General features: G+C 63.0%; 16 protein-coding genes. 9 read left to right on the forward strand and 7 right to left on the reverse strand.

Annotated elements, in window-relative coordinates; all coding sequences use genetic code 11:
* Nucleotides 1-6: 6 nt before the first annotated feature.
* Nucleotides 7-1380: a Trk system potassium transporter TrkA gene (gene trkA, locus HU766_RS08465; protein ID WP_033702460.1), complete on the forward strand. Its 1374-nt coding sequence runs from the start codon at nt 7-9 to the stop codon at nt 1378-1380.
* Nucleotides 1381-1391: 11 nt separating this feature from the next.
* Entirely contained in the window at nt 1392-1700 is a 309-nt protein-coding gene (locus HU766_RS08470) for a tetratricopeptide repeat protein (protein WP_186655429.1), read from the forward strand.
* 126 nt (nt 1701-1826) lie between these two features.
* On the opposite strand, the gene HU766_RS08475 is transcribed toward HU766_RS08470, so the two are convergent.
* Both HU766_RS08475 and HU766_RS08480 read right to left on the reverse strand, forming a co-directional pair.
* Nucleotides 1827-2714, reverse strand: a complete 888-nt coding sequence (locus tag HU766_RS08475) for a lysophospholipid acyltransferase (RefSeq protein ID WP_033702458.1) — start codon at nt 2712-2714, stop codon at nt 1827-1829.
* 41 nt (nt 2715-2755) lie between these two features.
* Nucleotides 2756-3307, reverse strand: a complete 552-nt coding sequence (locus tag HU766_RS08480; protein WP_186655432.1) for a DNA-3-methyladenine glycosylase I — start codon at nt 3305-3307, stop codon at nt 2756-2758.
* Nucleotides 3308-3390: 83 nt separating this feature from the next.
* Between HU766_RS08480 and glyQ the strand changes: the two genes are divergently transcribed.
* Genes glyQ through HU766_RS08500 form a run of 4 tightly spaced genes read left to right on the forward strand, consistent with a single transcriptional unit; the run spans nt 3391 to nt 7751 of the window.
* Nucleotides 3391-4338 (forward strand): glycine--tRNA ligase subunit alpha, encoded by a 948-nt coding sequence (gene glyQ, locus HU766_RS08485; RefSeq protein ID WP_033702456.1) that lies wholly within the window; start codon nt 3391-3393, stop codon nt 4336-4338.
* Nucleotides 4335-6389 carry a glycine--tRNA ligase subunit beta gene (glyS, locus tag HU766_RS08490; protein ID WP_095063962.1) on the forward strand — a complete coding sequence of 685 codons (2055 nt, stop codon included), beginning with the start codon at nt 4335-4337 and terminating at the stop codon, nt 6387-6389. The genes glyQ and glyS overlap by 4 nt, the downstream gene beginning before the upstream one ends.
* A 3-nt stretch (nt 6390-6392) precedes the next feature.
* A complete protein-coding gene (gmhB, locus tag HU766_RS08495; RefSeq protein WP_047582464.1) occupies nt 6393-6920 on the forward strand; it encodes a D-glycero-beta-D-manno-heptose 1,7-bisphosphate 7-phosphatase in 528 nt (175 codons plus the stop codon).
* A 45-nt stretch (nt 6921-6965) separates the two neighbouring features.
* Complete coding sequence (locus HU766_RS08500) at nt 6966-7751, forward strand: lysophospholipid acyltransferase family protein (RefSeq protein ID WP_186655435.1); 786 nt, start codon at nt 6966-6968, stop codon at nt 7749-7751.
* A 175-nt stretch (nt 7752-7926) separates the two neighbouring features.
* Here the strand turns inward: HU766_RS08500 and HU766_RS08505 are convergent, their stop codons facing one another.
* Both HU766_RS08505 and HU766_RS08510 read right to left on the reverse strand, forming a co-directional pair.
* Nucleotides 7927-9546, reverse strand: a complete 1620-nt coding sequence (locus HU766_RS08505) for an MFS transporter (protein WP_033702451.1) — start codon at nt 9544-9546, stop codon at nt 7927-7929.
* 97 nt (nt 9547-9643) lie between these two features.
* Nucleotides 9644-11290, reverse strand: a complete 1647-nt coding sequence (locus HU766_RS08510; RefSeq protein ID WP_186655438.1) for a GMC family oxidoreductase N-terminal domain-containing protein — start codon at nt 11288-11290, stop codon at nt 9644-9646.
* 170 nt (nt 11291-11460) lie between these two features.
* Between HU766_RS08510 and HU766_RS08515 the strand changes: the two genes are divergently transcribed.
* The gene (locus HU766_RS08515; RefSeq protein WP_186655441.1) at nt 11461-12348 is read left to right on the forward strand and encodes a LysR family transcriptional regulator; all 888 of its coding nucleotides are present in this window, start codon (nt 11461-11463) and stop codon (nt 12346-12348) included.
* On the opposite strand, the gene HU766_RS08520 is transcribed toward HU766_RS08515, so the two are convergent.
* From HU766_RS08520 to HU766_RS08530, 3 genes are read right to left on the reverse strand one after another with little or no spacing between them, the layout of a single operon-like run.
* Entirely contained in the window at nt 12337-13155 is an 819-nt protein-coding gene (locus tag HU766_RS08520; protein ID WP_186655444.1) for a sulfite exporter TauE/SafE family protein, read from the reverse strand. The two genes, HU766_RS08515 and HU766_RS08520, sit on opposite strands and share 12 nt — an antisense overlap.
* A complete protein-coding gene (locus HU766_RS08525; protein WP_186655447.1) occupies nt 13152-14432 on the reverse strand; it encodes an FAD/NAD(P)-binding oxidoreductase in 1281 nt (426 codons plus the stop codon). The genes HU766_RS08520 and HU766_RS08525 overlap by 4 nt, the downstream gene beginning before the upstream one ends.
* 39 nt (nt 14433-14471) lie before the next feature.
* Nucleotides 14472-15356 (reverse strand): MBL fold metallo-hydrolase, encoded by an 885-nt coding sequence (locus tag HU766_RS08530; protein WP_033702447.1) that lies wholly within the window; start codon nt 15354-15356, stop codon nt 14472-14474.
* 222 nt (nt 15357-15578) lie between these two features.
* Between HU766_RS08530 and HU766_RS08535 the strand changes: the two genes are divergently transcribed.
* The gene (locus tag HU766_RS08535) at nt 15579-16883 is read left to right on the forward strand and encodes a sigma 54-interacting transcriptional regulator (protein WP_186655450.1); all 1305 of its coding nucleotides are present in this window, start codon (nt 15579-15581) and stop codon (nt 16881-16883) included.
* Nucleotides 16884-17017: 134 nt separating this feature from the next.
* Complete coding sequence (locus tag HU766_RS08540) at nt 17018-17440, forward strand: RcnB family protein (RefSeq protein WP_095063958.1); 423 nt, start codon at nt 17018-17020, stop codon at nt 17438-17440.
* Nucleotides 17441-17470: the final 30 nt, after the last annotated feature.

Here is a 17470-nt window from a genome sequence, read left to right on the forward strand (position 1 = left end):
TAGCGGATGAAGATCATCATCCTCGGCGCAGGGCAGGTGGGCGGTACGCTGGCAGAGCACCTGGCCAGCGAGGCCAACGACATCACCGTGGTCGACACCGACGGCGAGCGCCTGCGCGACCTCGGCGACCGTCTGGACATCCGCACGGTGCAGGGCCGCGGCTCGCTGCCGACGGTGCTGCGCCAGGCCGGCGCCGACGACGCCGACATGCTGGTGGCGGTGACCAACAGCGACGAGACCAACATGGTGGCCTGCCAGGTCGCCTATTCGCTGTTCCATACGCCGACCAAGATCGCCCGGGTACGCGAATCAGCCTACCTCACCCGCGAAGAGCTGTTCCACAACGACCACATCCCGGTGGACGTGCTGATCAGCCCCGAGCAGGTGGTGACCAACTACATCAAGCGCCTGATCGAGCACCCGGGCTCCTTGCAGGTGATCGACTTCGCCGAAGGCAAGGCGCAACTGGTGGCGGTCAAGGCTTACTACGGCGGCCCACTGGTGGGCCAGCAGCTGCGCCAGATCCGCGCGCACATGCCCAATGTGGACACCCGCGTGGCGGCAATCTTCCGCCGTGACCGGCCGATCACCCCACGCGGTGACACCGTGATCGAGGCCGATGACGAAGTGTTCTTCATCGCCGCGAAAAAAGACATTCGCGCGGTGATGGGCGAGCTGCGGCGCATCGACGAGACCAACAAGCGTGTGGTCATCGCCGGTGGCGGGCAGATCGGCGAGCGCCTGGCCGAGGCCATCGAAAGCCGCTACCAGGTGAAGATCATCGAGATGAACCCGGCCCGCTGCCGCCACCTCTCCGACACCCTGGAAAGCACCGTGGTGCTGCAGGGCAGTGCGTCAGACAAAGACCTGATGCTCGAAGAGAACATCGCCGACGCCGACATCTTCCTGGCCCTGACCAACGACGACGAGGCCAACATCATGTCGTCGCTGCTGGCCAAGCGCCTGGGTGCGCGCAAGGTGATGACCATCATCAACAACCCGGCCTACGTGGACCTGGTGCAGGGCGGTGAAATCGACATCGCCATCAGCCCGCAGTTGGCCACCATCGGCACCTTGCTGGCGCACGTGCGGCGTGGCGACATCGTCAGCGTGCACTCCCTGCGCCGCGGCGCGGCCGAGGCCATCGAGGCCGTGGCGCACGGCGATTCGAAATCGAGCAAGGTGGTGGGCAAGGCCATTGAAGACATCGCCCTGCCACCGGGTACCACGATCGGCGCGATCATCCGCGACGAAGAGGTGATGATTGCCCACGACGACACGATGATCGCGTCGGGTGACCACGTGATTCTGTTCGTTGTGGATAAAAAGCACATTCGGGATGTGGAGAAGCTGTTCCACGTCGGCTTGAGTTTCTTCTAGGAGAAGTGGGCATGCGCGAGTCGCTGGAGAAAATGCTGGCCAAGGGTGTGGATAACCCACTGCTGAGGTTTGGCCTGGGCAAAGCCTGGCTGGATGAGGGCAACGGGGCTGAGGCGGCGGTGCACCTGGCACGGTGCGTCGAGCAGGACCCTAAGTATTCGGCGGCGTGGAAGCTGCTGGGCAAGGCGTATCAGTTGCAGGGTGACTTGGCGGCGGCGCGCAAGGCCTGGGAGGACGGGATCGTGGCGGCGCAGGCCCATGGGGATAAGCAGGCGGAGAAGGAAATGGCAGTTTTTCTCAAGAAATTGAACAAGTCTTGAGATCGCCGGGGCTGCTTTGCAGCCCATTCGCGGGGGCAAGCCCGCTCCCACAAGGTACAGAGTGACCCTCAGGCTGCGCACGCGGGCTGGCCTCGCGAATGGGGCGCAAAGCGCCCCCAAAAAATCTCAATACCAGCGCGGCTCACCGGCCGGGCGCTTCTTGAAGCGCTTCATGCTCCACATGTACTGGCTCGGGTACTCGCGCACATACCGCTCGACCACCTTGCTCATGGCCGCCGCCGATTCGGTCACATCCGTGCTGTACATCGCTTCAGGCGCCGCTTCCAGAATCACCCGGAACCCAGAGCCATCCGGCAGACGCAGCGCATGCAGGAACACCCCTACCGCCTTGCCACCGGCCAGCATGTTCGGCACGAACTTGCTGGTCAGCGCCTGGGTACCGAGAAACGGCACGAACACCCCGGCCGATTCCGCCGGCTCCGGGTCGGCTGGGATGCCCACCTGCCCACCGCGGCGCACTTCCTTGATCACACTGAGGATGCCTTCCTTGGTCGAAGGCGCGACGCGGTTACCCATTTGCACCCGCTGCTCACGCAGCAGGTCATCCACGGCCTTCAGTTTCGGCGGGCGGTAGAAGATGATCGGTTTGCACTGGTTGCAGTAGAAGTGGTTCAACACTTCCCAGTTACCCAGGTGGCTGGTAATGCCGACCACGCCCTTGCCCGAGGCAAGGGCCTGCTCCAGCACTTCCAGGCCTTGCACTTCCTTGACCAGCTCCAGCGAACGCTGCGGTGGCCAGATCCAGGCGCACGCGCTCTCGACGAAGGACTTGCCGATATCTCTGAGCGCATGGCCAACCAGCTGCTCACGCGCGACCGGGTCCATCTCGGGGAAACACTTGGCCAGGTTGATACGCACCACGTTGCGCGACCCGTTCGGGACCTTCCACATCAGCCAGCCGATACCGGCGCCGACGCGCTGTACCGCGCCCCAGGGCAACTTGGCGAACAGTCGAAGCACCCCGACCATCAGGGCGCCCTTGAACTTTTCCACAGGCGAATTCCTTATTTCAGCAAGGCGCGCATTGTACCCCTTCAGCGCGCCAAGGCGGCGTAGCGATCACAATCGGTGGTGTGGTCCATGACCATGCCGGTGGCCTGCATGAAGGCGTAGCAGATGGTCGGGCCAACAAAGGTGAAGCCAGCTTTTTGCAAGGCCTTGCTCATCGCCTTGGCTTCGTCGGTGACCGCCGGCACGTCGCTGCGGCCCACGAAATGATTGACCTTGGGCTTGCCGCCGACAAACGACCAGAGCCACTCGGCGGGGTTATCCACAGCCAGCCAGGCCTGGGCGTTGCGCCGGGCGGCCTTGAGCTTGAGGCGGTTGCGGATGATGCCGGCGTCGAGCATCAGCGCTTCGATGCGTTCATCGCTCAACTGCGACAACTTCAACGGATCAAAGCCGTGCAGCACCTCGCGATAGCGCTCGCGTTTACGCAAAACCGTGATCCATGACAGCCCAGCCTGGAACCCTTCGAGCAAAAGCATCTCGAACAGCAACGCCGGATCACGCTGCGGTGTTCCCCATTCCTGGTCGTGGTAGGCCTGGTACAACGGATCGTCGGTACACCAAAAGCAGCGTGGCATAAGGCTCCAATGAGTAGAGGGCGAGGCGAATCAGGTTATACTCCCGCTCTTTACATCCGCATCCCCAGATACAGGTGAATTTCGTGAGCCAGCCTACGCCAGCCGTGCGTACCTTCCAAGACCTGATCCTCGCCCTGCAGAACTACTGGGCAGCTCAAGGTTGTGTGGTGCTTCAGCCCTACGATATGGAAGTAGGCGCCGGCACTTTCCATACCGCCACGTTCCTGCGCGCCGTTGGCCCAGAGACCTGGAACGCCGCCTACGTGCAGCCTAGCCGTCGCCCTGCCGACGGGCGGTATGGCGAAAACCCAAACCGCCTGCAGCACTACTACCAGTTCCAGGTAGTGCTCAAGCCGAACCCGGCCAACTTCCAGGAGCTGTACCTCGGCTCGCTGAAAGCCATCGGCCTGGATCCGCTGGTCCACGACATCCGTTTCGTCGAAGACAACTGGGAATCGCCGACCCTCGGCGCCTGGGGCCTGGGCTGGGAAATCTGGCTGAACGGCATGGAGGTGACCCAGTTCACCTACTTCCAGCAGGTCGGCGGCATCGAGTGCTACCCGGTCACCGGTGAGATTACCTATGGCCTGGAACGCCTGGCCATGTACATCCAGGGCGTCGACTCGGTCTACGACCTGGTCTGGGCCGATGGCCCGTTCGGCAAGGTCACCTACGGCGACGTGTTCCACCAGAACGAAGTGGAGCAGTCGACCTACAACTTCGAACACGCCAACGTCGAGAAACTGTTCGAGCTGTTCGATTTCTACGAAAGCGAAGCCAACCGCCTGATCAAGCTGGAGCTGCCGCTGCCGACCTACGAAATGGTCCTGAAGGCCTCGCACACCTTCAACCTGCTCGACGCCCGCCGCGCCATCTCGGTGACCGAGCGCCAGCGTTACATCCTGCGTGTACGTACCCTGGCCCGGGACGTGGCGCAAAGCTATCTGCAAGCCCGCGCACGCATGGGCTTCCCGATGGCGACCCCTGAACTGCGTGACGAAGTGTTGGCTAAGCTGGAGGCTGCACAATGAGTGCTCAAGATTTCCTGGTAGAACTGGGCACCGAAGAGCTGCCACCCAAAGCCCTGGCCACCCTCGGCGACGCCTTCCTGGCCGGTATCGAGAAAGGCCTGCAGGCCGCAGGCCTGAACTACGCCGCCAAGTCGGTGTACGCCGCGCCGCGCCGCCTGGCCGTGCTGATCCGACAGCTCGACGTGCAGCAGCCTGACCGCAGCATCAATATCGATGGCCCGCCCCGCCAGGCGGCCTTCGACGCCGAAGGCAACCCGACCCAGGCCGCCCTGGGCTTCGCCAAGAAGTGCGGCGTCGAGCTGGCCGAGATCGACCAGAGCGGCGCCAAGCTGCGCTTCTCCCAGCACATCCCGGGCAAGGCCACCCTCGGCCTGCTGCCGACCATCGTCGAAGACTCGCTCAACGACCTGCCGATCCCCAAGCGCATGCGCTGGGGCGCCAGCCGCGAAGAGTTCGTGCGCCCGACCCAGTGGCTGGTGATGCTGCTCGGTGACCAGGTCGTCGACTGCACCATCCTTGCCCAGCAAGCCGGCCGTGAATCCCGCGGGCACCGTTTCCATCACCCGGAAAACGTGGTCATCACCACCCCGGCCAACTACGTTGAAGACCTGCGCAAAGCCTACGTGCTGGCCGACTTCTCCGAGCGCCGCGAGCTGATCGCCAAACGCACTGCGGAACTGGCCATGCAGCAGGAAGGCAGCGCCATCGTGCCGCCCGCGCTGCTGGACGAAGTGACCGCCCTGGTCGAGTGGCCAGTGCCGCTGGTGTGCTCGTTCGAGGAGCGTTTCCTCGACGTGCCGCAAGAAGCCCTGATCACCACCATGCAGGACAACCAGAAGTACTTCTGCCTGCTGGACAGCGAAGGCAAGCTGCTGCCGCGCTTCATTACCGTGGCCAACGTCGAAAGCCGCGACCCGAAGCAGATCGTCGAAGGCAACGAGAAGGTCGTGCGCCCACGCCTTACCGACGCCGAGTTCTTCTTCAAGCAAGACAAGAAACAGCCGCTGGAAACCTTCAACGAGCGCCTCAAGAACGTGGTGTTCCAGGCTCAGTTGGGCACCGTCTACGACAAGGCCGAACGCGTTTCCAAGCTGGCCGCATTCATCGCGCCACTGATTGGCGGGGATGCCCAGCGCGCCGGCCGCGCCGGCCTGCTGTCCAAGTGCGACCTGGCCACCGAGATGGTCGGCGAATTCCCTGAAATGCAGGGTGTTGCCGGTTACTACTACGCGCTCAACGATGGCGAGCCGCAAGACGTCGCCATGGCCCTGAACGAGCAGTACATGCCGCGTGGCGCTGGCGCTGAACTGCCGCAGACCCTGACCGGTGCTGCCGTGGCCATCGCCGACAAGCTCGACACCCTGGTCGGCATCTTCGGTATCGGCATGCTGCCTACCGGTAGCAAAGACCCGTACGCCCTGCGCCGCGCCGCACTGGGTGTGCTGCGCATCCTGATCGAGAAGCAGCTGGACCTGGACCTGACCGGTGCCGCCGAATTCGCGGTCAAGCAGTTCGGCGCCAAGGTCAAGGCCGCTGGCCTGGCCGAGCAGGTGCTGGAGTTCATCTTCGACCGCCTGCGTGCGCGCTACGAAGACGAAGGCATCGACGTCGCCACCTACCTGTCGGTACGTGCCCTGAAGCCGGGCTCTGCCCTGGACTTCGACCAGCGCGTGCAGGCCGTGCAGGCTTTCCGCAAACTGCCGGAAGCCGAAGCCCTGGCGGCGGTGAACAAGCGCGTATCGAACCTGCTGAGCAAGGCCGAGGGCGCCATCGCCGAACAGGTCGAGCCGAAGTACTTCGACAACGCCAACGAGTTCTCCCTGTACTCGGCCATCCAGCAGGCCGACCAGGCTGTGCAACCGATGGCTGCCGCACGCCAGTACAGCGAGTCGCTGGCCCGCCTGGCTGCCCTGCGTGACCCGGTCGACGCCTTCTTCGAGGCGGTGATGGTCAATGCCGAGGACGCCAAGGTCCGCGCCAACCGTTATGCCCTGCTCAGCCGCCTGCGCGGTCTGTTCCTGGGTGTAGCCGACATCTCGCTGCTGGGGTAAGCCTTGAAACTGCTGATTCTCGATCGTGACGGGGTGATCAACTACGACTCCGACGCCTACATCAAGTCGCTGGAAGAGTGGGTCCCCATCCCCGGCTCGGTCGAGGCCATCGCGCAGTTGAGCAAGGCGGGCTGGACGGTGGCCGTGGCCACCAACCAGTCCGGCATTGCCCGTGGCTACTACTCGCTGGATACCCTGGAGGCCATGCACACGCGCCTGCGTGCGTTGGTGGCCGAGCAGGGCGGTGAAGTGGGCCATATCGTGTATTGCCCGCATGGGCCGGACGAGGGCTGCGCTTGCCGCAAGCCCAAGCCGGGCATGCTGCTGGCAATTGCCGAGCATTACCAGGCCGCCCTTGGCGGCGTGTGGTTTGTCGGCGACAGCCAAGGTGACCTTCAGGCCGCCCTGGCCGTCGGTGCACGACCTGTGTTGGTGAAAACCGGCAAGGGTGAGCGGACCCTGGAAAAAGGCGTCCCTGAAACTACACTGATTTTCGACGATCTGGCAGCTATCGCCAGAGAACTAATTTAAACAGTGCGCCTTCGGGCGCATTTTTCTCAGGCGGGCACGCCCGCAATGGTACAAGCCACTATGTCGATCCTGCAGGCGATCAGAATCTTTCTTTTTTACCTGCTGCTGGGCACCAGCTCGTTGCTGTGGTGCACCCTGAGCTTTTTTGTCGCGCCATTCTTGTCATTCCCCAGGCGTTACAAGTTCATCAACGTGTTCTGGTGCCGTTGCGCGTTATTTTTGAGCCGCACCATCCTTGGCATCGATTACAAGATCACCGGCGCCGAAAACGTGCCCAGTGAGCCGTGTGTGATCCTGTCCAACCATCAGAGCACCTGGGAAACCTTCTTCCTTTCCCAGTACTTCTCGCCGCTCAGCCAAGTGCTCAAGCGCGAGCTGCTGTACGTGCCGTTCTTCGGCTGGGCCATGGCCATGCTGCGGCCGATCGCAATCAACCGCGACAACCCCAAGGAAGCCCTGCGCCAGGTCGCCAGCCAAGGTGACGAGCTGCTCAAGCAGGGTGTATGGGTGCTGATTTTCCCGGAAGGTACCCGCGTGCCATTCGGCATCGTCGGCAAGTTCTCCCGCGGCGGTACCGCGCTGGCAGTCAATGCTGGCCTGCCGGTGCTGCCCATTGCGCACAATGCGGGCAAGTTCTGGCCGAAGGCTGGCTGGGGCAAGCGGGCGGGCACCATCGAGGTGGTGATCGGTGAGCCGATGTATGCCAACGGCACCGGCCCGCGTGCCATCGCCGAGCTCAACGACCGCGCGGCCGCCTGGAACGAGGCCACGCAAAGGGCCTTGGGCTCGCTGCCACCAGTAGATGAAAAGCCACACGAGCAGATGGCCTGACGTTCTGTGGATAACTTGTGAGCAGTTTTTTAATGAGCTGTTGCAAGTACGTGTTAAGTGATTGAATTAGCTGTTTATTTCTTCACGTTACAGATTTGCGAAAAACGTGCATAAGTTTTTAGAGGGCATAAAAAAACCGGCGCTTAAGCCGGTTTTTTATGGGCGTTTTTACCCCTCAAACCTTGTCGATATCCACGTCCTTGGTTTCCTTCAGGCAGAAGATCCCTACCACCAGGCTGATGCCGGTCACCAGCACTGGGTACCACAGCCCGTAGAAGATATCCCCGGTATACACCACCAGTGCGAACGACACCGTCGGCAGGAAGCCACCGAACCAGCCGTTGCCGATGTGATAGGGCAGGGACATCGAGGTATAGCGGATACGGGTGGGGAACAGCTCGACCATCACCGCCGCCAGTGGGCCGTAGGTCATGGTCGCGATCAGGATCATCGCCACGATCAGTACCACCACCATCACCTGGTTCACTTGCCCCGGGTCAGCCTTGGCCGGGTACCCCGCCTGCTCGATCGCCGAGCGCATGGCGGTTTCGTCGAAACCGTTGATGGTCTTGTCGCCAATGTTGACCACCACCTCGCTGCCGGCCACGCTCACCGAGCTGTACGGCAGCCCCTGCTTGACCAGGAACGTCTTGACCTTGTCGCACGGGCTGTCGAAACGCGCCTTGCCGACCGGGTCGAACTGGAAGGTGCAGCCCTGCGGGTCGGCGGTGACCACGATCGGCGCCTGACGGCTGGCGGCGTCGATCTGTGGGTTGGCGTAATGGCTGAGCGCCTTGAACAGTGGGAAGTACAGCACGGTCGCCAGCAACAGGCCCAGCATCAGAATCGGCTTACGCCCGATGCGGTCCGACAGCCAACCGAAGAACACGAAGAACGGCGCCCCGATCACCACACTGATGATCAGCAGGGTGTTGGCCTGGGCGGGGTCCATCTTGAGCATCTGGGTCATGAAGAACAGCACGTAGAACTGCGCCGTGTAGAAGGTCACCGCCTGGCCAGCGTTGATGCTGAACAGGGCGGTGAGTACCACCTTGAGGTTCGGCCAGGAGGTGAACGATTCACGGATCGGCGACTTGCTGATCTTGCCCTGGGCCTTCATTTTCACGAAGGCCGGCGACTCGTGCATGCTCATGCGGATCCAGGTGGAGATCGCCAGCAGGAAGATCGACAGCAGGAACGGCAGGCGCCAGCCCCAGGTTTCGAACTGGTCGCCACTGATGTAGCGGCTGCCCAATACCACCAGCAGCGACAGCAGCAAGCCAAGGGTGGCGGTGGACTGGATGAAGCCGGTATGGAAGCCGCGCTTGCCTTGCGGCGCATGCTCGGCCACGTAGGTTGCCGCACCGCCGTATTCACCGCCCAGCGCCAGCCCCTGCAGCATGCGTAGGATCACCAGGATGATCGGTGCCGCGATGCCGATGCTGGCATAGGTTGGCAGCAGGCCGACGGCAAAGGTCGACAGGCCCATCAGCACGATGGTCACCAGGAAGGTGTACTTGCGCCCGATCATGTCGCCCAGCCGGCCGAACACCAGCGCGCCGAAGGGGCGAACCAGGAAGCCGGCGGCGAAGGCCATGAGGGCAAAGATGAAGGCCGTGGTGTCGTTGACCCCAGCAAAGAACTGCTTGCTGATGACCGCTGCCAGCGCGCCATAGAGAAAAAAGTCATACCACTCGAAAACCGTCCCGAGGGATGACGCGAAAATGATCTTTCGTTCTTCGCGACGGCTGGTGCCGCTGGCCGTCGCACCCTGCTCTTGGATGTAATCCGACATCGTTGCTGTCCTCGGCCCACAGGCCACAGTGATTATTCTTTTTGTTCCACTGTCGGCAGCTTCCGACCGCAAGCTGCCGGTGTTGCACGCACCCGGGTCAGGGCGTCGGTATTGCGTCTTCGTTTAGGTAGGTCTGGGTTGCGGCTCCTTTGAGGATAAGTTGCGCCGCCTTCTCGGCGATCATCAGCGTGGGTGAACAGGTATTGCCGGAGGTGATCTGCGGCATGATCGAGGCGTCCGCCACACGCAGGCCGGGTATGCCGTGCACCCGCAGCTGGTTATCCACAACATCCAGTGGGCCGCTGCCCATGCGGCAGGTGCCCACAGGGTGGAAGATGGTGGTACCGATCTTGCCAGCGGCCTCGAACAGGTCCTCTTCACTTTGCAGGGCTGCGCCCGGCAGGTATTCCTGTGGCGCGAACGCGGCGAGGGCAGGGGCCTGGACAATGCGCCGGGTGATCCGGATGGCGTCGGCGGCAACCCGCAAATCTTCAGGGTCACTGAGGTAGTTGGGGTCGATCCGTGGCGCGCTGTGCATATCTGCAGCACCGATGTCGATGCGCCCGCGGCTGAGCGGCCGCAGGTTGCACACCGAGGCGGTGAATGCCGGGAAGCGGTGCAACGGCTCGCCGAAGCGCTCCAGCGACAAGGGCTGCACGTGGTACTGCAAGTTGGCGGTGGCGTGCTCGGGGCTGGAGCGCACGAACGCGCCCAACTGGCTGGGGGCCATGGCCAGCGGGCCGCTGCGGTCGTACAGGTAACGCAGGCCCATGCCCATCTTGCCCCACAGGCTGTTGGCCATCTGGTTGAGGGTGCGGGTGTTGCGGACCTGGTAGATCAGGCGCAATTGCAGGTGGTCCTGCAGATTGCCACCGACGCCAGGCATGTCATGGCGCACGCCGATCCCCAAGTCTTCCAGCAATTTGCGCGGGCCAATACCGGAGCGCTGGAGGATGCCCGGCGAGCCCACGGCCCCGGCACACAGAATGATCTCGCGCCGCGCAGCAAATTCGTGCCAGGCATTCTGCCAGCGGGCTTTTACCGCACGCGCACGGGTGTTGTTGAGCAGCACCTGGTCGACTTCCACGCCGGTCAGCACCGTCAGGTTCGGCCGGCTCATCACTGGCCGCAGAAACGCCTTGGACGCATTCCAGCGCACACCACTGCGCTGGTTGACCTGAAAGTATCCACAGCCCTGGTTATCACCCGTGTTGAAATCGTCGACGTTGGCGATGCCGCTTTGCTCGGCCGCATCGCGGAAGGCGTCGAGAATCGGCCAGCTGTAGCGCTGGCGCTCGACCCGCCATTCACCGGCAGCGCCATGGTGCTCGCTGTCACCGGCAAAGTGGTTTTCGCTGGCCTTGAACAGGGGCAGTACGTCCTGCCAGGCCCAGCCTGAGTTGCCTTGCTCGGCCCAGCGGTCATAGTCGGCCGCCTGGCCGCGCATGTAGATCATGCCGTTGATCGATGAACAACCGCCAAGCACCTTGCCCCGTGGGTAACCCAGGCTGCGGCCGCCCAGGCCGTTCTGCGCCTCGGTCTTGAAGCACCAGTCGGTGCGGGGGTTACCGATGCAGTAGAGGTAGCCGACGGGGATGTGGATCCAGGGATAGTTGTCACGGCCACCCGCTTCAAGCAGCAGCACGCGGCAGGAAGGGTCGGCGGACAAGCGATTGGCCAGCAGGCACCCGGCAGGACCGGCACCCACGACCACGTAGTCGAAGACAGAATCGGCTGATGGCATGTGCAACCTCGCGCCTGATTATTATTCTTGTCCCGCACCATCTTATTGATTAATTTCGCTGTGGAAACACGAGATTTCGCGCAGCCACTGTGCGTTTTAGCACAGCGACAACCATTGAACGCACACGGTCATTGTGGGAACGACCGCGTAATCGAGATGCAGGGATCAGCATGTTCGACTGGAACGATTTGCGGTTTTTCCTCGAGTTGCAACGCAGCGGCCGCCTGCTCACCGCTGCCAAACGCCTCAACACCACCCACAGCACAGTAGCCCGGCATATCGAGAGCATCGAGAAAAGCCTGGGCACGCCCCTGTTCGTGCAGCACGCCCAGGGCTACGACCTGACCCCCTCCGGCCAGGCCTTGCTCAAGCACGCCGAAGCCATGGAAAACGTTGCTTTGCTGGCGCAGGAAGAAATCACCCAGGCCATCACCCCGCTGGGCAAGATTCGCCTGGGGGTGACCGAAGGCATCGGCATCATGTTCTTCACCCCGCGCATGAACGCGTTGTTCGAGCGCTACCCGGGCCTTGAGGTGGAGCTGGTGGCCGTACCGCGCTTCGTCAGCATCCTCAACCGCGAGGCGGAAATCAGCATCCACCTGGAGCGGCCCAATGCCGACCTGCTGATCACCCGCAAGCTCACCGACTATCGCCTGGCCCTGTACGCGAGCCAGGCCTACCTCGACCGCGCGCCGCCGCTGCGCACCCGCGAAGACCTGGCCCGGCACAGCTGGATCGGCTACGTCGATGACCTGCTGTTCAGCCAGGAGCTGCTGTTTCTCAACAGCTTCTGCCGGTCGCCCAGCGTGGCATTTCGCAGCACCAGCGTAATCGCCCAGCAACAAGCCGCACGCGCAGGCCTTGGCATTGCCGTGTTGCCCAACTTCATGGCGCGCCACGACCCGACGCTGGTCCGTGTGCTGCCCAGCGAAACCATCCAGCGCAGTTACTGGATCTGTACGCGGCGTGAGCTGCACAAGTCAGTGCGCCTGCGGGTCGTGTGGGACTACCTGCTGGCGCTGTGTGCCGCCGAACAGGGCGAGCTGTTAGCTCAATAGAACCTTGCCAGCCAGCAGCAGGGCGGCCAACCAACCGGCCACGGCAAACATCTGTTGCAAGCGTGGCCCAGCCAGCCTGGCCGCCAGTGGCCGCGCCAGCAGCAAGCCGGTCACCGCGCCGACCGCAAAGGGGGCACCAACCTGCCAGTGCATTACCCCCGCCAGGCTGGCGCTGACCACGCTACCGGTGGACACCAGCGCAATCACCGCCAGCGAGGTAGAGACGATGCTGGCCATGCGCAGGTTGGTGTAGCGGTTCAAGGCCGGAATAATCACGAAGCCACCGCCCACCCCCAACAGGCCAGACAACAACCCCGACAGCGCACCGGTCAATGCCAGGGCCCGTGCGCAGGGGAGCGTCCAACGCAAACGCCCTTGCAATGGGTTGAGCACGCAAGGCTCGATGTAGCGGTGCGCATCGTTAGCTTCGCCGCGCAGCTCCCTGGCGGCCTTGCGCCAGATGCGCAGGCAGGCGTAGACCAGCACGCAGGCGAATATCAGCACCAGCGGTGTATTGGGCACGCGGTGCGCCAGCATCAAACCAAAGGGGGCGACCGCGATGCCGATCAGGGCAATGAACAACGCCGCCCGGTAGCGCACCAAGCCTTGGCGCAAACCCAGCACGGCGCCCACGGCGGCAGCCAGGCCCACGGCCAACAGGCCGACGGGCGCCGCCTCGACCATCGACAGGCCCAGGCCAAACACCAGCAGTGGCACCGCCAGAATACCGCCCCCGGCGCCGGTCAATGCCAACACCGCACCAATGATCGCGCCCAGGCCCGCGCCCAACAGTTGATGTTCGATCACTTGCCGGCCTCGGCTACCAGTGGCTGCGGGCGCGCCAGCCATTCACGCCCTTTGAGCATGCCTTTCCAGTACAAGGGTGGCAGTACCCGCGCCTTGAGCAACCAGGCCAGGCGCGTCGGCTGGCGGCCATCGAGCAACCAGCGCGGGAAGCTCGGCGCCACCTTGCCGCCATAGGTGAACTCGGCCAGCACGATCTTGCCGCGCTCGACGGTCAGTGGGCACGAGCCATAGCCGTCGTACTGGGCGAGGGTAGGCAGCCTGCCCAGCGCCACCAGCACATTGTTGGCCACTACCGGCGCCTGCTTGCGCGCTGCTGCGGCAGTCTTGGCATTGCTGGTGCTGGCCACGTCGCCCAAGGCATGGATGTTGGTGAATTTTCGGTGGCGCAAGGTCTGCGGGTCGACATCGACCCAGCCTGCGCTATCGGCCAGCGGGCTTTCCCGAATGAATTCGGGCGCCACTTGCGGCGGTACCACGTGCAGCATGTCGAAGGGCTCGATACGGGTTTCATGGCTACCATCGGGCAACGTACGCACGAACGTCGCGCGCTTGCCGGGGCCATCCACCGCCACCAGGCGGTGGGCGTAATTGAGGTCCACGGCGTACTTGTCGATATAGGCCATCAATGCAGGGACGTAGTCGGCTACGCCAAACAGCACGGCACCGGCGTTGAAGAAACTGGCTTTCACATCGCCCAGATGGCCCTGGCGCAACCAATGATCGCAAGACAAGTACAGCGCCTTCTGCGGCGCGCCGGCACACTTGATCGGCATTGGCGGCTGGGTGAACAGGGCACGGCCTTGCCTGAGGTTTTGCACCAGCTGCCAGGTGTAAGGCGCCAGGTCATAGCGGTAGTTCGAGGTCACGCCGTTGCGGCCAAGGGTCTCGCTCAGGCCGTCGATGGCCTGCCAGTCGAGTTTCAGGCCAGGGCAAACCACCAACTGCTCGTAGCTGATGACGCGGCCACCCTCAAGCACGACCAGCTGGCCCAACGGGTCGAAGCCCTGCACCCGCGCCTTGATCCATTGCACACCCCGGGGAATGGTCGAGGCCATGGTGCGCGCCGTGCTCGGCGCCTTGAACACACCGGCGCCGACCATCGTCCAGCCCGGCTGGTAGTAGTGCACGTCGGCAGGGTCGATCAGTGCGATGTCCAATGACGGATCACGGCTGATCAGGCTGGACGCCGTGGCGATACCGGCGGCACCGGCACCGACGATGACCACTTTGTGGTGGTCGGTAGTGGAAGCATTGGCAGGGGACAGCAAGGCAGGCATGGCGGTAGTTCCTGGAAATCTCGTTATGGGTAGAAGCGATCAAAGCGTGTTCAGTGGAATCTTCAGGTAGCTCACGCCATTGGCCTCGGGCTCGGGAAAATGACCGCTGCGCATGTTCACCTGCACTGATGGCAGAATCAGCACGGGCATGTCGAGGGTCTTGTCACGGGCCTCGCGCATGGCCACGAAGCTGTCTTCATCAACGCCGTGATGGATGTGAATATTGCTGCCGCGCTGCTCGGCCACGGTCGTGACGTACTGCATCGCGCGCCCGCCAGGCAGGTAGTCGTGGCACAGGAACAACCGGGTCTGGTCGGGGAAGGCCAGCAGGCGGCGGATCGACCGGTACAGGGTGCGGGCGTCGGCGCCGGGGAAGTCGCAGCGCGCCGTACCGTAGTCGGGCATGAACAGCGTGTCGCCGACGAACACCGCCGTTTCACCACCATCCACCACCACATAACTCATGCATGCCGGGGTGTGCCCCGGGGTGTGCAAGGCACGGGCGTGCAGGTTGCCGATACGAAAACCTTCCTCGTCCTCAAGCAGTACATCGAACTGGCTGCCGTCCCGGGCAAAACCCGGCTCGGCATTGAACAGCGCGCCGAAGACTTTTTGCACCTGGGTGATGTGCGCACCGATGGCGGTGTGGCCGCCAAGTTTTTCCTTCAGGTAGGCGGCTGCCGAAAGGTGATCGGCGTGAACATGGGTTTCCAGAATCCACTGCACCTGGCCACCCAGCGCCTCAACCTGGGCGATCAAGCGGTCTGCCGATGCGGTGCAGGTACGCCCGGACTTGGGGTCGTAGTCCAGCACACTGTCGATCAACGCGCACTTGCGCGTCTCGCTGTCCATGAGCAGGTAGCTGATGGTCGAGGTCGCCTCGTCGAAGAAGGCTTCCACGTGAAGGTTGTTACCGATGATCATCACGTTCTCCAAAGTTTCCTGCACCCTTTGTAGAGGCGTAGGCAGTGACCGGAGGTTTATCAAGATACATGCCAGGGTTTTTCATGGGCATGGGCCAATGAATGCGGCCCTGCCTGGCACGCGCCAGGCAACATGGCAGCCACATTGACAGTCGACTGTCAGCCAATGGCAGTGTTTGGCAGTCCTTGCTACCCTCCGCCGGGTTATCACATCGGTGCCCCCATGCCTGAAGCCCATCACATCATCCTAGCGCTGGTTTCCTACCTCGAACACGATGCGCTGCCCACCATCGTGCTGGATACCGACTACAACATCCTCGCCGCCAACGCCGCCTACCGCCGCCAGTTCGGCCGAGACGAGCAGGCGCCGTTGGGTGAAAAGTGCCACAAGGTCTCGCACCACTACGCGGTACCTTGCGACCAGGCAGGTGAACATTGCCCGATGCGCAAGGCGTGGCACAGCAAGGTGCCGGAGCGCGTGCTGCACATTCATCACACCCCGCGAGGCCCTGAGCATGTGGATGTCGAACTGCGGCCGATCCTGGACGAGCAGGGCAGGGTGGTCGCCTTTGTCGAGCGGCTCACCACGATCACCCTAGCCTCGGCGCAGCCCCAGCAACAGGGCTTGGTCGGGCGGGCGCCAGCGTTCAAGGCGGCACTGGCCAGCCTGCAGCGCGCCGCCCCCGCGCAAATTCCGGTGTTGTTGCAGGGTGAATCGGGTACCGGTAAAGAGCTGTTCGCCCGCGCCATCCACATGGGCAGCCCGCGCGCCAGTGGGCCGTTGGTGGTGGTCGACTGCACCGGTTTGACCGAATCACTGTTCGAGAGCGAATTGTTCGGCTACGAGAAGGGCGCGTTCACCGGCGCCAACCAGCGCAAGATCGGCCTGGCCGAAGCGGCCCATGGCGGCACGTTGTTCCTCGATGAAATTGGCGAGGTGCCGATGGCGATGCAGGTGAAGTTGCTGCGCCTGATCGAATCCGGAAGCTTCCGCCCGGTGGGCAGCCTGCGGACCGTGCACGCGGATTTCCGCCTGGTGTCGGCAACACACAAACCGCTCAAGAAGATGGTCGCTGAGGGTACTTTCCGTGAGGATCTGTATTACCGCATCAGTGGCTTTCCGATCCGGCTGCCCGCACTGCGCGAGCGTGTGGAAGACCTGCCATTGCTTGCCGAGAGCCTCCTTCAGCGTATGGCTGGCAAGCCGACGCCGAGCCTGACCGATGGCGCGCTGAAACAGCTAGGCCTGCATCCATTCCCAGGCAACATCCGCGAGCTGCGTAATATCCTGGAAAGGGCAAGGCTGTTTGCCGATGACGGGCTGATCCGCCCCGAGCATCTACCCGAAGATATCGGCCCGCAGAGCGCGCCAGGTGTCACCAAGGGCAGGGGGCATGGCGACTTGAGTGAGCTGGCGCAGGCGCTGGATCAGTTTCAGGGGCCACGCAGTGAACTGGCCCGGCATCTTGGCATGAGCGAGCGCACGCTCTATCGGCGGTTGAAGGCGCTGGGCCTGGGCACGATGTGATCGCCTGGTTCACCTTTACCCGACCTTTACCTCTGGCCAAGGATTAGGCTGGCAAAACCGCTGTCTGAACAGTTAACCGCACCAGGCGCTCAGTGAGTTGCGCCGGGCCTTAACATGCAGAGGATCAGCATCACATGAAGAAAACCCTGACCGTGCTTTGCGCCGCGCTGATGTTCAGCGTACCGCTGGCCAGTTTCGCTCAACCTGGCCCGCCCCAGGGGCATGACAACGGTCCCGCCCATCAGGGCAACCCTCAGCATGGCGGCCCCCAACATGGAAAGCAGCCGCAGCAAGGGCGCCCGGGCAACGGCCACGCGCCGGCCTACAAAAATCCAAACTACCGCCCTCAAGCGGGGATGCCGGTACCGCATCAGCAATGGCAACGCGGTCATGCCGTTGCCCCCCGTTACCGCGGCGACCGCTATTGGGTGACTGACTGGCGCGCACGTCACCTCTATGCACCGCCGCGTGACCACCGTTGGTTGTCCGTGAACGGCGATTACGTGCTGGTGGCCATCGCCAGCGGGGTGATTGTAAATATTCTCAGTGGGTACTGAGGTCGCCAAAATCGAGGTAAAAAAAAGCCC

The sequence above is a fragment of the Pseudomonas sp. SWRI77 genome (genome assembly GCF_014269105.1).
GTDB classification, from domain to species: Bacteria; Pseudomonadota; Gammaproteobacteria; order Pseudomonadales; family Pseudomonadaceae; genus Aquipseudomonas; species Aquipseudomonas capeferrum.